We start from the raw sequence: 15,710 nt of genomic DNA, 5'->3' as shown, positions 1-15,710 counted from the left end.
ACTGTTTATGACTCAGCGACCGGGCAATCAATTGTTCGATGCCTACTTCACGGCCCGCGATATGCGCGAGGTGTTCTGCGATCAGGGCCGGGTGCAGGCCATGCTCGATTTCGAAGCGGCGCTGGCCCGGGCCGAGGCGCGGGTCGGGGTGATTCCGGCGTCCGCTGTCGCGCCGATTGCCGCCGCCTGCGACGCCGGTCTGTATGACTTCGCGGCGCTGGGCGAGGCGATTGCCACGGCCGGTAACTCGGCGATTCCACTGGTCAAGGCATTGGGCAAGCAGATCGCCGCGCGCAGTGCCGAGGCCGAGCGCTATGTGCATCTGGGCGCCACCAGTCAGGACGTGATGGATTCCGGGCTGGTCCTGCAATTGCGGCAGGCGCTGGAGCTGATTGAAAGCGATCTGGCAGCGCTCGCCGATTCGCTCTCCACCCAGGCCCAACGGCATTCGGCGACGCCATTGGCCGGGCGCACCTGGCTGCAACATGCCACGCCGGTCACCCTCGGGATGAAAATCGCCGGATGGCTCGGTGCGGTAACCCGCAGCCGTCAGCGTCTGCGCGAACTCAAACCGCGCCTGCTAGTGCTGCAATTCGGCGGCGCTTCCGGCACCCTCGCGGCGCTCGGCGAGCAAGCGCTGCCGATCGCCCAGGCGCTGGCAGAAGAGCTGCAACTGACTTTGCCTGAACAACCGTGGCACACCCAGCGTGATCGCATCGTCGAGTTCGGCGCGGTACTCGGTTTGATCGCCGGCAGCCTCGGCAAACTCGGGCGCGACGTCAGTCTGTTGATGCAGACCGAAGCGGCAGAAGTGTTCGAACCGTCGGCGCCGGGCAAGGGCGGTTCGTCGACCATGCCGCACAAGCGCAATCCGGTGGGTGCGGCGGTGTTGATCGGCGCGGCGACCCGGGTCCCGGGGCTGGTTTCGACGCTGTTCAGCGCCATGCCCCAGGAGCACGAACGCAGCCTCGGTCTGTGGCATGCCGAATGGGAAACCCTGCCGGAGATCTGCTGCCTGGTGTCCGGTGCGCTGCAACAGGCGCGCTTGCTGGCCGATGGTCTGGAGGTCGATGCCGAACGCATGGCGCGCAATCTCGAGTTGACCCAAGGGCTGGTGCTGGCCGAAGCGGTGAGCATCGTCCTCGCCCAGCGGGTCGGGCGCGACACCGCGCATCACTTGCTCGAACAATGCTGCAAACGCGCGGTGGCCGAGCAACGTCATCTGCGCGCGGTACTCGGCGACGAGCCGCAAGTGACTGCCGAACTGAGCAGCATCGAACTCGATCATCTGCTCGACCCCGCGCATTACCTCGGCCAGGCGCAAACCTGGGTCGAGCGCGCGGTGGCCGAACATAACGCATTGTCTGTCTGAAAGGAGAGGGCTGTGGCTTTCGTTCAACTCGCCGATGGCGAACTGCATTACGTTATTGAAGGCCCGGTCGACGCACCGGTGCTGGTGCTGTCCAACTCGCTGGGCACCGACCTGCACATGTGGGACGCGCAGATGCCGGCGTTCACCGAGTATTTCCGGGTGCTGCGTTTCGACACCCGTGGTCACGGTCAATCCCTGGTGACGCCGGGGCCGTACAGCATTGAGCAATTGGGCCACGATGTGCTGGGTCTGCTGGATGCGCTGCATATCGAACGCGCACATTTCTGCGGACTGTCGATGGGCGGGTTGATCGGTCAGTGGCTGGGGATCAATGCCGGCCATCGTCTGCACAAACTGATCGTGTGCAACACCGCGGCGAAGATTGGCGATCCCTCGGTGTGGAATCCACGCATTGACACCGTGCTGCGTGATGGCCAGGCGGCGATGGTCGCCCTGCGTGATGCGTCGATTGCCCGTTGGTTCACCCCGGACTTTTCCGCGGCCAATCCGGCTGCAGCGAAGAAGATCACCGACATGCTCGCGGCCACTTCGCCTGAAGGTTATGCGGCCAATTGCGCGGCGGTGCGCGACGCCGATTTCCGCGAGCAGCTGGCGTCGATCAACCTGCCGCTGCTGGTGATTGCCGGCACCGAAGATGCGGTGACGCCACCGTCCGGTGGGCATTTCATTCAGGAGCATGTGCGCGGCGCCGAGTACGCCGAGTTCCATGCCGCGCACCTGTCCAACGTGCAGGCGGGTGCCGCATTCAGTGATCGTGTGTTGGCGTTTCTGAACGCTCAGTGAGGAAGTTTTTGTGGACGAGAAACAACGTTATGACGATGGCATGCAAGTACGCCGTGCGGTGCTGGGCGATGCGCATGTCGATCGCAGCCTGACCACGCTGACCGAGTTCAACTCGGAATTTCAGGAGATGATCACCCGTCACGCCTGGGGCGACATCTGGACCCGCCCGGGCCTGCCGCGGCATACCCGCAGCCTGATCACCATCGCCATGCTCATCGGGATGAACCGCGAAGGCGAACTGAAGCTGCATTTGCGCGCAGCGGCGAACAATGGCGTAAGCCGGGGCGAGATCAAGGAAGTGATCATGCAGAGCGCGATTTATTGCGGGATTCCGGCGGCCAATGCGACGTTCCATCTGGCGGAGTCGGTGTGGGATGAGCTTGGGATTGAGTCTCGGGAGTAGGCATCAGAATCAACAGATCGCAGCCTGCGGCAGCTCCTACAGGGGAGTGCATTCCAATGTAGGAGCTGCCGCAGGCTGCGATCTGTTGATCTTCAAACCCTGGCCACAATGAAAATCCGCTTGAACGGAAACAGCGTCTGCCCGTTTTTCTCCGGCGGATAATACTCATGCACGCGCATCAGGAAGTGATAGATAAACCGCGCCTGCTCCTGTGACGTCAGCGCCTGCATCACCGGCCGCAACGCCGAGACCTTTACCCAGTCGTACACCGGCGACTTGCCGTCCACCACTTGCAGTTGCTCGGTTTCCCAGATGTCCAGCGACGTGGTCAGCGGCGCCAGCAAGCGGTAGTAATCCTCCAATGCCAACAACGGCCGCGCGGCCATGCGCTGGCGCAACTCCGGTGTGCCGATGGGGGTGTGTCCCGGTCCGGCATCGTCGAGGGTGTCGAGCATCAGTCGATACCACAAGGCATCGCGCCAGTCCGGCATGTGTGCTGCCAGACAGCCACCGGGCTTGAGATGACCGAGCAGGCGCGGCAGCCGTTGTTGATGATCGCCAATGAAATGCAGCACCGCCGCCGCGAGCAGCAGGTCGGCGGGTTGCTCGGGGTGCCAGTCGATCAAGTCGCACTCTTGCCATTGCGCGTTGATCGGCAGACATCGGGCCTGATCAAGCATCTGCCGTGAGCTGTCGACGCCCAGCAACTGCGCTCGCGGCCAGCGCTCGGCCAGCAACTGCGTGGCAATGCCGGTGCCGCAGCCCAGGTCATAAATGCGTTTGGGGTCGTGCAGATCGACACGGTCGAGCAATTCGTTGACCGGGCGCTGGCGTTGACGAGAAAACTGCTGGTAGGCCTTGGCGTCCCAGTCGGGTGTTGCGTTGAGACGAGTGATCATGAGGTGGTCCTCCGATGATCAGCAGTGTCTTCCGATGACAATCTGGCCAAATCTTGAGGACCAACAACTTTGGATAGCGGAAGCGGGGAGGGTGTGGCACCTGAGTCCTTCAGGTGTTTCCTACTCTACCCGAGGCTTAGTGAAGTGCCACAGATCCTGACGGATGGCTCCCTGATATCCCTTTCCTTTAGGAGCTGCCGCAGGCTGCGATCTGTTGATTCTGCATTTTAAGATCAAAAAATCGCAGCCTGCGGCAGCTCCTACAGATAATCCGGGGCCAATCTCGGATCAGAGCAAGCTGATCGGATAGCTGATGATCAGGCGGTTCTCGTCGAACTCGTTGTTGCTGAAGTCGCGGCGCATGGTCGAGTTGCGCCAGCGCACGTTGAGGTCGCGCAGGGTACCGCTCTGCACGGTGTAGCCCAGTTCCGATTCGCGGCCCCATTCCTTGCCATCGGTGATGGTTCCGGTGTGCACGTTGTCGCCGCTGATGTAGCGGTTCATCAGGGTCAGGCCGGGGATGCCCAGGGCGGCAAAGTTGTAGTCGTGGCGCACCTGCCAGGAACGTTCCTGGGCGTTGTCGTAGCTGGAGTTGTAACTGTCGTTGGCCAGGGTGCCGCCGCTGGTGCCATTGACGCGCATCCAGGCGCTGTCGCCGGTGAGTTTTTGCAGGCCGACATAGAAGGTGTTGCCGCCGTAGCGGGCCGAGAACATCCCCGACCAGGTCTTGTTGTCGAGTTCGCCGGCGCGGGCGCTGCCGTCATCCTTGCCGTAGAAGAAGCCGAGGTTGGCGCCCAGCGTCCAGTTACCGAGTGGCTGGCTGTGAGTCAGATTGACGTATTGCTGGCTGTAGATGTCTTTGAGTTCGGCGTTCCACAGACCGATCTGCGTGCGTTTTTCGTTGAACTGGTATTCACCGCCCTGGAAGTTGAAACGATCAGAGGTAAACGCCGCTTTGCCGAACATCGACATGTCGCTCATGCTGCTGTCGTCGCGCGGGCTGTTGGCGCGGAACTGGCCGCCGTAGAGGGTCAGGCCGTTGATCTCCTTCGAGGTGATCTGGCCACCACGGAAGGTTTGCGGCAGCGAACGACCGTCGTCCGAACGCAGGATCGGCAGCACTGGCATCCATTCGCCGACCTTGATTTCGGTCTGCGACAGCTTGGCCTTGAACGCGACGTTAGTGCGGCCGAAGTTGTCCGCCGGACGCCCGTCGTGATCCAGCGGCAGCAGTTGCGTGCCGCCGGTGCCTTTACCGCCATCGAGTTTTACCGAATACAGACCGAGCACGTCCATGCCGAAACCGACGGTGCCCTGGGTGAAACCGGATTTGGCGTCGAGGATGAAGTTCTGCGTCCATTCTTCGGCCTTGCCCTGCGCCTTGGTCGGGTTGGTGAAGTTGCGGTTGATGTAGAAGTTGCGCAGGTTCAGGTTGGCGCTGGCGCCCTCGATAAAACCGGCTTCTTCGGCTGCGGCGGGGAGGGCGACGCCAGTCAGGGCCAGGGCGATCAGGCCGGGGAGTGCGTACGGCGCAGTGGGATGAGTCATCGCAGGGTCTCTTGTTATTTTTTTGGGGGGACGAACGGGTTCGCTGCCGCCACTTTGGGGCGAGCACGACATTGCAGATCAGGAATGGAGCGGCGGCGATCAGCCGGGCGGGACAGGGCGCGGGAGCATGGTATCGAACCTGTTGTTATTGGTTTTGTGGAGCGAATGGTGCGGGGGGCGGATGTTTTGATTCAATTGGTAAAAGCGGGTTCTGGGCGATTATCGAACGCAAGATTCAGTTGGATTTCAGGGTGTCTGTGAAGGCCTCATCGCTGGCAAGCCAGCTCCCACAAGGATCTTCAGTGAACACATATTTTGCGGACCCCTGAAAACCTGTGGGAGCTGGCTCGCCAGCGAAGGGGTCAGTGCAGGCACCTAAACTTTTCCTGAGGCAACAAAAAGCCCACCAATCGGTGGGCTTCCTGTTTTCACCTGTTGATGATCAGAACAACTTCATCTTCGGTGCTTCTTCTTTCAGCGGTTCGTTCTGCGCGGTCTGCGCATTCCAGCCACCCCCCAGGGCCTTGTACAGGTTGACCGCACTGGTCAGCTGCGCGAGGCGGTCGGTGATCAGTGCCTGTTGCGCGCTGAACAACTGACGCTGGGCGTCGAGGAAAGTCAGGTTGCTGTCGACACCGATGCGGTAACGACGCTCGGCCAGACGGTAGTAATCCTGGTTGGCCGCGACGAAGTCACGCTGCGCTTGCAACTGCTCGGTGTAGGTCTGGCGGGCGGCCAGGCCGTCGGCGACTTCCTGGAAGGCGGTCTGAATCGACTTCTCGTAGTTCGCCACGCCAATATCCTTCTGGATCTTGGCGTAGTCGAGGCTGGCACGCAGGCTGCCGGCGTTGAAGATTGGCAGGTTGATCTGCGGCTGGAACAGCCATGTGCCCGAACCACCTTTGAACAGACCGGACAGGTCCGGGCTCAGGCTGCCCGCATTGGCGGTCAGGCTGATGCTCGGGAAGAACGCTGCACGGGCGGCGCCGATGTTGGCGTTGGCCGCTTTCAGGTTGTACTCGGCTTGCAGGATGTCCGGACGACGTTGCAGCAGATCCGAAGGCAGGCCGGCCGGTACGTCGCTGAGCAGATCATCCGACAGCGGTTTGGCCGCTTGCAGATTGGCCGGGATGCCGGTGCCGAGCAGCAGGGTCAGGCTGTTCTCGTCCTGAGCCACCTGACGGGTGTACTTGGCCAGTTGTGCCCGGGCGTTTTCCACCGAGGTGCGCGACTGCGCCAGGTCCAGCGCCGAGGCCACACCGACTTCGTTGCTGCGGCTGGTCAGCTTGTAGCTTTCTTCGAAGGCACCGAGGGTGTCCTGCGTCAGCTTGAGCAGTTCCTTGTCCGCCTGCCAGGTCATATAGGCGTTGGCCACACTGGCCACCAGACTGATCTGGGTGCTGCGGCGCGCTTCTTCGGTGGCGAAGTATTGTTGCAGCGCTTGTTCGCTCAGGCTGCGTACCCGTCCGAACAGGTCGAGTTCGTAGGCGCTGATGCCGACGGTCGCGGTGTAGGAACTGGTGATCGTCGAATCACCGGTCTGCGACGCTCGCGCCGGAATCCGCTGACGGCTGCCGCTGGCATTGGCCGATACGGCCGGGAACAGATCCGCTCGCTGGATGCGGTATTGAGCCGCATAAGCGTCGATGTTCAGCGCCGCGACACGCAGGTCGCGGTTGTTTTCCAGCGCCACCTGGATCAGCTGCTGCAGGGCCGGATCATGGAAAAACTGCTTCCAGCCCTGCTCGGCAGCGGCTTGCGCCGGCGCCTGGGCCGGCGAATAGGCCGGCCCTTGCGGGTACTGACCTGCGACAGGAGCCTCAGGCTGCTGATAATCGGGGATCAGTGAGCAACCGCTCAGCACGAAGGCGGCGACTGCGATGGAGAGTAGCGACTTGCTCATTGGCCAGCCTCTTTAGGAGTTTCAGTCGTCTCGTCCGGATCGGCGATTTTGCGCTGGCCCATGGACGAAACCGTGACGAAGAACAGTGGGACCCAGAAGATCGCCAGGATCGTGGCCGTGAGCATACCGCCAATCACGCCGGTACCGATCGCATGCTGGCTACCCGAACCTGCACCCGTGGAGATCGCCAACGGTACTACACCGAGAACGAACGCCAGCGAGGTCATGATGATCGGTCGCAGACGCATGCGGCACGCTTCGATCGCCGCATCGCGCAGACTGCGTCCTTGCTCGTGCAGTTCTTTGGCGAACTCGACGATCAGAATGGCGTTTTTAGCCGCAAGACCGATGGTCGTCAACAGACCCACCTGGAAGTACACGTCGTTGGACAGCCCACGCAGGCTGGTGGCCATCAGCGCGCCGATGATCCCCAGCGGTACCACGAGCATCACGGCGATCGGAATCGACCAGCTCTCGTACAGCGCCGCCAGACACAGGAACACCATCAGCAGCGACAGGGCATACAGCGCTGGCGCCTGCGAGCCGGACAGCCGTTCCTCATAGGACAGACCGGTCCAGGAGATACCGACACCGGCCGGCAGCTTCTTGGCAATCGCTTCGACTTCGGCCATCGCTTCACCGGTGGAATAACCCGGCGCCGGAGAACCGAGGATCTCCATCGCTTCCACACCGTTGTAGCGCGCCAGTTTCGGCGAACCGTAGATCCACTCGCCCTTGGCGAATGCGGAGAACGGCACCATGGTCCCGGCGCTGTTGCGCACGTACCACTTCTTCAGGTCTTCCGGGCTCATGCGAGCGCCAGCCTGACCTTGCACGTACACTTTTTTCACCCGACCGCGGTCGATGAAGTCGTTGACGTAGCTACTACCGAAGGAGATCGACAGGGTGCTGTTGATGTCGGAAATGCTCACGCCCAGGGCGCGGGCCTTCGCATCGTCGATTTCCAGGTGGTATTGCGGCTCATCGTTCAGACCGTTCGGACGCACCTGGTAGAGCACCTTGCTCTGTGCAGCCATGCCGAGGAATTGGTTACGCGCTTCCATCAGTTTTTCGTGACCGATACCGGCGCGGTCCTGCAGGAACACGTCGAAACCGGTCGCGTTACCCAGCTCCAGTACCGCTGGCGGGGCGAAGGCAAACACCATCGCGTCGCGGAAGCTGAAGAAGTGCTGCTGGGCGCGCTGGGCCAGGGCAAACACGCTGTTGTTCGAATCACGCTCGTGCCACGGCTTGAGCATGATGAACGCCAGACCCGAGCTCTGCCCACGACCGGCGAAGTTGAAGCCGTTCACGGTGAACACCGAGGACACCGCTCCCGCTTCTTTCTCCAGCAGATACGAACGCATTTCGTCGATCACGACCTGGGTCCGTTCGGCACTGGAACCCGCCGGGGTTTGCACTTGGGCGAACAGTACGCCCTGGTCCTCTTCCGGCAGGAACGCAGTCGGAATGCGGGTGAACAGCCAGATCATGCCGACCACGATCAACAGGTAGGCCAACAGATACGGCGCCTTGCGCTGCAGGATGTTGCCGACGCCGCGCTCGTAGCTGCGCACGCTGCGGTCGAAGTTGCGGTTGAACCAGCCGAAGAAGCCTTTTTTCGGCGTGCCGTGCTCGCCTTTCGGGATGGCCTTGAGCATGGTCGCGCAGAGCGCCGGGGTGAAGATCAGCGCAACCAGCACCGACAGGGCCATGGCCGAGACGATGGTGATCGAGAACTGACGGTAGATCACACCGGTGGAACCGCTGAAGAACGCCATCGGCAGCAATACTGCCGACAGCACCAGGGCGATACCGACCAGAGCGCCCTGGATCTGCCCCATGGACTTCTTGGTCGCTTCTTTTGGTGACAGGCCTTCTTCGGCCATCACCCGCTCGACGTTTTCCACCACGACGATGGCGTCGTCCACCAGCAAGCCGATGGCCAATACCATACCGAACATGGTCAGGGTGTTGATGCTGAAACCGGCAGCCGCGAGGATGCCGAACGTGCCGAGCAATACCACCGGCACGGTCATCGTGGTGATGACGGTGGCGCGGAAGTTCTGCAGGAACAGGAACATCACCAGGAACACCAGCGCGATCGCCTCGACCAGGGTTTCAACCACACCCTTGATCGATTCGGTCACCACTGGCGTGGTGTCGTACGGGAACACCACTTCCATGCCTTGCGGGAAGAACGGCTTGAGTTCGTCAATCGTCTTGCGCAGCGCCTTGGCGGTGTCGAGGGCGTTGGCGCCGTTGGCCAGTTTGACCGCCAGACCGGACGACGGCTTGCCGTTGAACTGCGCCGAGATGGTCGAGTTTTCACCACCCAGGCCGACGTCGGCGACATCGCCGATGTGCACTTGCGAACCGTCCTGGTTGACCTTCAGCAGAATCGCCTTGAACTGCTCGGCAGTCTGCAGACGGGTCTTGCCGATGATCGTGGCGTTCAGTTGCTGGCCAGGCAGCGCCGGCAAGCCGCCGAGCTGACCAGAAGACACCTGAACGTTCTGCGCCGAGATCGCGCTGCTGACATCAGCCGGGGTCAGGTTGTACTTGTTCAACTTGGCCGGATCGAGCCAGATGCGCATCGCGTACTGGGCACCGAAGACCTGGAAGTCACCGACACCGGCAGTCCGCGAGATCGGGTCCTGCATGTTCGACACGATGTAGTTGGACAGGTCGTCCTTGGTCATGCTGCCGTCACGCGATACCACGCCGATCACCAGCAGGAAGTTCTTCACTGCCTTGGTCACGCGGATACCCTGTTGCTGCACTTCCTGCGGCAGCAGCGGGGTCGCCAGGTTCAGCTTGTTCTGAACCTGAACCTGCGCGGTGTCGGAGTTGGTGCCTTGCTCGAAGGTCGCGGTGATGGTCATGCTGCCGTCGGAGTTACTTTCCGAAGACACATAACGCAAGTTGTCGATACCGTTGAGCTGTTGCTCGATCACCTGGACCACGGTGTCCTGAACCGTTTGTGCCGAAGCACCCGGGTAGGTCACGGAGATCGCGATTGCTGGAGGCGCAATGCTCGGGTATTGGTTGATCGGCAATTTGAGGATCGATAGTGCCCCGACCAACATGATCACCAGGGCAATTACCCAGGCGAAAATCGGACGGTCGATAAAAAATTTCGACATGAGTTACTCCCCTTTGCCGCCAGCGGCTTTGTCAGCTGCCTGAGCGGGGGCCGGGTTCTTGGCTACGTTGGTCGCTTCGGTCGGGTTGACCTGAGCACCTGGGCGAACATATTGCAGGCCTTCGGTGATCAGACGATCGCCGGCTTTCAGGCCATCTTCGATCAGCCACTGGCTGCCGACGGTGCGGCTGGCCTTGAGCTGACGCAGCTCGACCTTGTTGTCCGGGCCGACAACCAGTGCGGTCGGGGTGCCTTTGAGGTCACGGGTCACGCCTTGTTGCGGCGCCAGAATGGCCGCGGCGTTGACACCGGCCTGCAACTGGGCGCGGACGAACATGCCGGGCAGCAGGGTGTGATCCGGGTTCGGGAACACGGCGCGCAGGGTCACGGAACCGGTCGTTGGATCAACCGACACTTCGGAGAATTCCAGTTTGCCGTCGAGCTTGTACTGGCTGCCGTCTTCCAGGGTCAACTTGACCGCTGCCGAGTTGTCACCGGCTTTCTGCAGGCGACCGCTTTCCAGCTCGCGGCGCAGTTCCAGCAGTTCAACCGAGGACTGGGTGACGTCGACATAGATCGGGTCCAGTTGCTGGATCGTCGCCATCGCGTCGGCCTGACCATTGCTGACCAGCGCGCCTTCGGTCACCGCAGAACGGCCAATACGACCGGAGATCGGCGCGTAGACCTTGGTGTATTTCACATTGATCTGCGCGCTTTGCAGCGACGCTTCCGATTCCATGCGGTTGGCCACGGCGGTGTCGTATTCCTGGCGGCTCACGGCCTGCTCGTCGACCAGTTGCTTGTAGCGGTCGGAGATCGACTTGGTCGAACGCAGATTGGCTTCGGCGCTTTTCAAGGTCGCTTCATAGACTGCCGGATCGATCTGGTACAGCTGCTGACCGGCTTTGACGTCGGCGCCTTCCTTGAACAGGCGCTTGAGAATGATGCCGTTGACCTGTGGCCGGACTTCAGCGATGCGGTACGCACTGGTGCGCCCCGGCAGTTCCGACGTGAGGGTGAACGCTTGTGGTTGCAGGGTGACGACGCCGACCTGAGGAGGCGGAGCGGCCGGGGCCGCTTCTTCCTTTTTACATCCGCTGAGCAGCGATGCCAGGGCGACGGCAGTGACCAGAGCGGTAACAGCTGGCTTGAATTGCATGAAGATCCTCGGGTCAGGCGCGCAAAATGCGCACAAGAAGTGTGGAAGGGTAAAAAAATCGGGTCGGGTGGATAAGTAGCTTGCTAAGGAATATACTTACGTTCATGGTTGTTTGTAAATAGCTTGGCGTCGTACCCACCCTGTTACAAAATGCGTCGCAAGGTTTGAAATTGTAGGCCGGGGAGCCGATTCGTGAGAAATCGGCCCCCTCTTTATTCAGCGGATATTCAGCCATCCCTGAAACATCCTGTTTGAGGTTTTACTGCCATGGTCCGTCGTACCAAAGAGGAAGCTCAGGAAACGCGCAGCCAGATTCTCGAAGCGGCCGAGAAAGCGTTTTATGAAAGGGGCGTGGCCCGCACGACCCTGGCGGATATCGCGACAATGGCCGGCGTTACGCGCGGTGCCATTTATTGGCATTTCAGCAACAAGGCCGATCTGGTGCAGGCGATGCTCGACAGCCTGCACGAACCGCTGGATGAATTGGCCAAGGCCAGCGAGAGCGAGGATGAACTCGATCCGCTGGGGTGCATGCGCAAGCTGTTGATCCATCTGTTCCATCAGGTTGCCCTGGATCCGAAGACCCGTCGCATTAACGAGATTCTGTTTCACAAGTGCGAATTCACCGATGAAATGTGCGATCTGCGCCAGCAGCGCCGCACGGCCAGTCTCGATTGCAATCTGCGCATCGGACTGACCCTGCGTAATGCGGTCAATCGCGGCCAGTTGCCGGAAGATCTCGACACTGCCCGCGCGGCCATCAGCATTCATGCGTATATCGATGGCCTCCTGTATGGATGGCTATTGGCGCCGGACAGCTTTGAGCTGCATGCCGAGGCCGAGCGTTGGGTCGATACAGGGTTGGATATGCTGCGCCTGAGCCCCAGCCTGCGCAAATGAAACAAAATGCGTAATTGACACAGGTTATGTCAATTGGCCTGCTTTTACAGACGCCCGAACCGCGAGTTTAAACGTAGCGAGCTACGGATTTTGTAGGGATTTTGTGTCGTCCCTGTGAACGAATGTTAGCTGCCCCGTACCGGACGCCCAAGAAAAAGCCCCCGGCTCTCACGAGTCGGGGGCTTTTGCGTTTCGGCTGCTTTGTACTGAATAACGTTTACAGCGTCGGGTAGTCGATGTAACCGACCGGGCCCTTGCCGTAGAACAGCTCTGGGCGCGGATCGTTCAGCGGGGCATCGGCCTTCAGGCGCGCCGGCAGGTCCGGGTTGGCAATGAACGGTACGCCGAACGCTACCGCGTCAGCCTTGCCTTCAGCCAGCCACGCATTGGCGCTGTCCTTGGTGAAGCGTTCGTTGGCGATGTACGCGCCGCCGAAAGCTTCTTTCAGCTGTGGGCCGAGGCTGTCGGCGCCTTCTTTCTCGCGGGAGCAGATGAAGGCGATGCCGCGCTTGCCCAGCTCGCGAGCCACATAAGTGAAGGTCTCGGCCAGATTGTCGTCGCCCATGTCATGGGAATCGGCGCGGGGTGCCAAGTGCACGCCGACACGGCCGGCGCCCCAGACGTCGATCGCTGCGTCAGTCACTTCCAGCAGCAGGCGCGCACGGTTCTCCAGAGAGCCGCCGTAGTTGTCGGTACGCTGGTTGGTGCTGCTTTGCAGGAACTGGTCGAGCAGGTAACCGTTGGCGCCGTGGATTTCCACGCCATCGAAACCGGCGGCTTTGGCGTTTTCGGCACCGGTGCGGTAGGCCTCGACGATCTCGGCGATTTCAGCGGTTTCCAGCGCGCGCGGGGTCGGGTAGTCGGCCAATGGACGCACCAGGCTGACGTGACCTTTAGGCTGGATGGCGCTCGGCGCGACCGGGGTTTCGCCGTTGAGGTACGACGGGTGCGAGATGCGGCCGACGTGCCACAGTTGCAGGACGATCTTGCCGCCGGCAGCGTGCACGGCTTTGGTCACGTTGGTCCAGCCGCGCACCTGGTCGTTGGACCAGATGCCTGGGGTGTCCGGGTAGCCGACGCCCATCGGCGTCACCGAAGTGGCTTCGGACAGGATCAGGCCAGCCGACGCGCGCTGCACGTAGTATTCAGCCATCAGCGCGTTCGGCACGCGGCCTTCGTCGGCGCGGCAGCGGGTCAGCGGAGCCATGATGATGCGGTTGGACAGCTCGAGGTCGCCCAGTTTGATCGGATCGAAAATAGTTGCCATGTGTACAACCCTCGTCAGTGAAGTGGTTAATCAGTGGGTAGCAGGGGCCAGGTCGGCATTGCCGTTCTGACGGAAAGTGATCAGGGTCACCAGCAGCGCGAGCACGGCCAGCGCCGCGGCGGCCAGGGGCACGCTGGTCAGGCCGAAACCGTGGGCGATGACGCTGCCACCGACCCAGGCGCCCAAGGCGTTGCCGATGTTGAAAGCGCCGATGTTCAGGGTCGACACCAGATTCGGGGCCGCCTTGCCGAAGGTCACCACGTTGACTTGCAGCGCCGGGACGGCGGCAAACGAAGCGGTGGCCCAGAGGAACAGGGTGATCTCCGTCGGGATCAGCGCGACGCTGGTCCAGCTCAGCACGGTGGAAACCACCGCCATCGCCACAAACACGCCAATCAGGGTGGCGCCGAGACGCTTGTCCGCCAGTTTGCCGCCAATGATGTTGCCCACCGTCAGACCGAGGCCGATCAGCAGCAGGGTCCAGGTCACGCCTTTTGGCGAGACACCAGTGACATCACCGAGCAGCGGCGCGACGTAGGTGAAGAGGGTGAACATCGACGCGGCGAACAGTGCGGTCATGCTCAGCGACAGCCAGATGCCGGCGCCTTTGAGGGCGGCGAGTTCGGCGCGCATGTCGAGTTTTTCCTCGTCACGTTTGGCCGGCAGGAAGCGGATCAGACCGATCAGCGCCACGACACCAATCACGGTCACCGCCCAGAAGGTCGAGCGCCAGCCGGCTTCCTGGCCCAGCGCCGTGCCCAGCGGTACACCGAGCACGTTGGCCAGGGTCAGGCCGGTGAACATCAGCGCCACGGCCGACGCCCGTTTGTTCGGCGCGACCAGCCCGGCGGCTACTACAGAACCGATACCGAAGAACGCACCATGGCACAGCGCCGTGACGACACGGGCAAACATCAGCACGTTGTAGTCACCGGCGATGGCACACAGCAGGTTACCGACGATGAAAATCCCCATCAGCGCTACCAGTGCAGCCTTGCGTGGCAGTCTGGCGGTGGCCAGTGCCATGAACGGCGCACCGATGGCCACGCCCAGGGCGTAACCGGTCACCAGCCAGCCGGCGCCGGGAATCGACACCTTGAGGTCGGCCGCCACATCGGGCAACAGGCCCATGATGACGAACTCGGTGGTGCCGATGGCGAAGGCGCTCAAGGCCAGGATGAGTAGCGAGAGGGGCATTTGAATCAATTCCTTGTGGGAGCGCTGAGCTCTTTGACGATGGCGTCGAGGAACGCCTGGATCACGTCCTCGTTGCGTTTGAAGAAGTGCCACTGGCCGGCTTTCTGGCTGCTGATCAGACCTGCGCGTTGCAGGGTCGCCAGGTGGGCGGAGACGGTCGACTGCGACAGGCCGCAGCGTTGATCGATCTGCCCGGCGCAGATGCCGTACTCGTGGTTGTGTATCTGCTCAGGAAACTGGGCTTTGGGGTCTTTCAGCCAGATAAGGATGTCTCGCCGTACTGGGTGTGCCAGGGCTTTTATTATTTCGTCGAGGTCGAGGTTCATGGCTTTGTGCTCGTGATGTGTAGCGCTATATCGCGATGAGGCGAACTTTAAATCGGTATTTCGCGATATACCAATATGAATTTGATCTGACGACCGTATAAATCGGTATATCGGGTTATAACGATACGTGTGTTGTAACGATGAAAGCGCGCAGTGCTAAGCTGCGCCCATGAACTATCTCGCACATTTACACCTCGGAGGCCAGCACCCCGAGCAATTACTCGGCAGTCTGTATGGCGATTTCGTCAAAGGACGCCTGCAAGGGCAATTTGCGCCGCAGATCGAAGCGGCAATTCAGCTGCATCGGCGGATTGATGTGTTCACCGATCGCCACCCCGTGGTGGACATCGCCCTCGGGCGTTTCACCGAGACCCGGCGGCGCTACGCGGGGATTGTCCTCGATGTGTTTTTCGACCATTGCCTGGCGCGGGACTGGACGCTGTACGCCGATCAGCCGCTGGAGGACTTCACCCGCGACGTGTACCGGGTGCTGTCGAATGAACGGCAATTGCCCGAACGCCTGGCGAAGATCGCACCGCACATGGTTGCCAATGACTGGCTGGGTTCGTATCAGGCGTTTGAAGTGCTGGAGCAGGTGCTGCGCGGGATCTCCCGGCGCCTGACCCGGCCGGAGGAACTGGCGATGGCGATGCAGGAGTTGCGGCGGTTGTATGAGCCGCTGAGTGAGGACTTCGCGTTGTTCTACCCGCAATTGCAAGACTTCGCACAATCCTCAACAACACCCTGAATCCCTGTGGGAGCTGGCTTGCCAGCGATGGCGTCGGCA

Annotated in this window: 13 protein-coding genes; 5 read left to right on the top strand and 8 right to left on the bottom strand. The window is 61.3% G+C overall.

What is annotated here, in order from left to right:
* Window positions 1–7 precede the first annotated feature (7 nt).
* The 3 genes from OC71_RS14895 to pcaC are packed head-to-tail and all read left to right on the top strand — an operon-like array spanning window position 8 to window position 2,579.
* Window positions 8–1,372: a 3-carboxy-cis,cis-muconate cycloisomerase gene (locus tag OC71_RS14895; RefSeq protein WP_041070507.1), complete on the top strand. Its 1,365-nt coding sequence runs from the start codon at window positions 8–10 to the stop codon at window positions 1,370–1,372.
* 12 nt (window positions 1,373–1,384) lie between these two features.
* Window positions 1,385–2,176, top strand: coding sequence for a 3-oxoadipate enol-lactonase (gene pcaD, locus OC71_RS14890; RefSeq protein WP_041070505.1), 792 nt, complete (start codon window positions 1,385–1,387; stop codon window positions 2,174–2,176).
* Window positions 2,177–2,186: 10 nt separating this feature from the next.
* Window positions 2,187–2,579, top strand: a complete 393-nt coding sequence (gene pcaC, locus OC71_RS14885) for a 4-carboxymuconolactone decarboxylase (protein WP_041070503.1) — start codon at window positions 2,187–2,189, stop codon at window positions 2,577–2,579.
* 92 nt (window positions 2,580–2,671) lie between these two features.
* Here pcaC and OC71_RS14880 read toward each other — a convergent pair whose 3' ends face one another.
* The 5 genes from OC71_RS14880 to emhA form a co-directional block, all read right to left on the bottom strand.
* Entirely contained in the window at window positions 2,672–3,478 is an 807-nt protein-coding gene (locus OC71_RS14880) for a methyltransferase domain-containing protein (protein ID WP_041070501.1), read from the bottom strand.
* 288 nt (window positions 3,479–3,766) lie between these two features.
* On the bottom strand, window positions 3,767–5,026 hold the full coding sequence (locus OC71_RS14875) for an OprD family porin (protein WP_041070499.1): 1,260 nt from the start codon (window positions 5,024–5,026) through the stop codon (window positions 3,767–3,769).
* Window positions 5,027–5,468: 442 nt separating this feature from the next.
* Entirely contained in the window at window positions 5,469–6,929 is a 1,461-nt protein-coding gene (gene emhC / locus OC71_RS14870; protein WP_041070497.1) for an efflux RND transporter outer membrane subunit EmhC, read from the bottom strand.
* Entirely contained in the window at window positions 6,926–10,075 is a 3,150-nt protein-coding gene (gene emhB / locus OC71_RS14865; protein WP_041070495.1) for an efflux RND transporter permease subunit EmhB, read from the bottom strand. Before emhB ends, emhC begins: the two co-directional genes overlap by 4 nt.
* Before the next feature lie 3 nt (window positions 10,076–10,078).
* Window positions 10,079–11,233: an efflux RND transporter periplasmic adaptor subunit EmhA gene (emhA, locus tag OC71_RS14860; RefSeq protein ID WP_041070493.1), complete on the bottom strand. Its 1,155-nt coding sequence runs from the start codon at window positions 11,231–11,233 to the stop codon at window positions 10,079–10,081.
* A gap of 267 nt (window positions 11,234–11,500) precedes the next feature.
* Here emhA and emhR point away from each other — a divergent pair, with 267 nt between their 5' ends.
* A complete protein-coding gene (gene emhR / locus OC71_RS14855; RefSeq protein ID WP_008080104.1) occupies window positions 11,501–12,133 on the top strand; it encodes an efflux system transcriptional repressor EmhR in 633 nt (210 codons plus the stop codon).
* A 217-nt stretch (window positions 12,134–12,350) separates the two neighbouring features.
* Here the strand turns inward: emhR and OC71_RS14850 are convergent, their stop codons facing one another.
* Genes OC71_RS14850 through OC71_RS14840 form a run of 3 tightly spaced genes read right to left on the bottom strand, consistent with a single transcriptional unit; the run spans window position 12,351 to window position 14,923 of the window.
* On the bottom strand, window positions 12,351–13,400 hold the full coding sequence (locus OC71_RS14850; RefSeq protein WP_041070489.1) for an alkene reductase: 1,050 nt from the start codon (window positions 13,398–13,400) through the stop codon (window positions 12,351–12,353).
* A gap of 30 nt (window positions 13,401–13,430) precedes the next feature.
* The gene (locus OC71_RS14845) at window positions 13,431–14,597 is read right to left on the bottom strand and encodes an MFS transporter (RefSeq protein ID WP_041070487.1); all 1,167 of its coding nucleotides are present in this window, start codon (window positions 14,595–14,597) and stop codon (window positions 13,431–13,433) included.
* A gap of 5 nt (window positions 14,598–14,602) precedes the next feature.
* A complete protein-coding gene (locus tag OC71_RS14840; protein ID WP_003222436.1) occupies window positions 14,603–14,923 on the bottom strand; it encodes a helix-turn-helix transcriptional regulator in 321 nt (106 codons plus the stop codon).
* 169 nt (window positions 14,924–15,092) lie between these two features.
* Between OC71_RS14840 and OC71_RS14835 the strand changes: the two genes are divergently transcribed.
* Complete coding sequence (locus OC71_RS14835; protein ID WP_041070485.1) at window positions 15,093–15,671, top strand: ACP phosphodiesterase; 579 nt, start codon at window positions 15,093–15,095, stop codon at window positions 15,669–15,671.
* Window positions 15,672–15,710 lie beyond the last annotated feature (39 nt).

It is taken from the genome of Pseudomonas sp. W15Feb9B (assembly GCF_000828175.1).
GTDB lineage: Bacteria > Pseudomonadota > Gammaproteobacteria > Pseudomonadales > Pseudomonadaceae > Aquipseudomonas > Aquipseudomonas parakoreensis.
The sequence above is the reverse complement of the archived record's forward strand: the minus strand, read 5'-3'. Positions and strand labels throughout refer to the sequence as shown.

Excerpts from the sequence above, each read along its gene's own strand:
- OC71_RS14895 (WP_041070507.1), top strand. The coding sequence starts at position 8 with ATGACTCAGCGACCGGGCAATCAATTGTTCGATGCCTACTTCACGGCC.
- OC71_RS14880 (WP_041070501.1), bottom strand. The coding sequence starts at position 3,478 with ATGATCACTCGTCTCAACGCAACACCCGACTGGGACGCCAAGGCCTAC.
- OC71_RS14875 (WP_041070499.1), bottom strand. The coding sequence starts at position 5,026 with ATGACTCATCCCACTGCGCCGTACGCACTCCCCGGCCTGATCGCCCTG.
- emhC (WP_041070497.1), bottom strand. The coding sequence starts at position 6,929 with ATGAGCAAGTCGCTACTCTCCATCGCAGTCGCCGCCTTCGTGCTGAGC.
- emhB (WP_041070495.1), bottom strand. The coding sequence starts at position 10,075 with ATGTCGAAATTTTTTATCGACCGTCCGATTTTCGCCTGGGTAATTGCC.
- emhA (WP_041070493.1), bottom strand. The coding sequence starts at position 11,233 with ATGCAATTCAAGCCAGCTGTTACCGCTCTGGTCACTGCCGTCGCCCTG.
- emhR (WP_008080104.1), top strand. The coding sequence starts at position 11,501 with ATGGTCCGTCGTACCAAAGAGGAAGCTCAGGAAACGCGCAGCCAGATT.
- OC71_RS14850 (WP_041070489.1), bottom strand. The coding sequence starts at position 13,400 with ATGGCAACTATTTTCGATCCGATCAAACTGGGCGACCTCGAGCTGTCC.
- OC71_RS14845 (WP_041070487.1), bottom strand. The coding sequence starts at position 14,597 with ATGCCCCTCTCGCTACTCATCCTGGCCTTGAGCGCCTTCGCCATCGGC.
- OC71_RS14840 (WP_003222436.1), bottom strand. The coding sequence starts at position 14,923 with ATGAACCTCGACCTCGACGAAATAATAAAAGCCCTGGCACACCCAGTA.
- OC71_RS14835 (WP_041070485.1), top strand. The coding sequence starts at position 15,093 with ATGAACTATCTCGCACATTTACACCTCGGAGGCCAGCACCCCGAGCAA.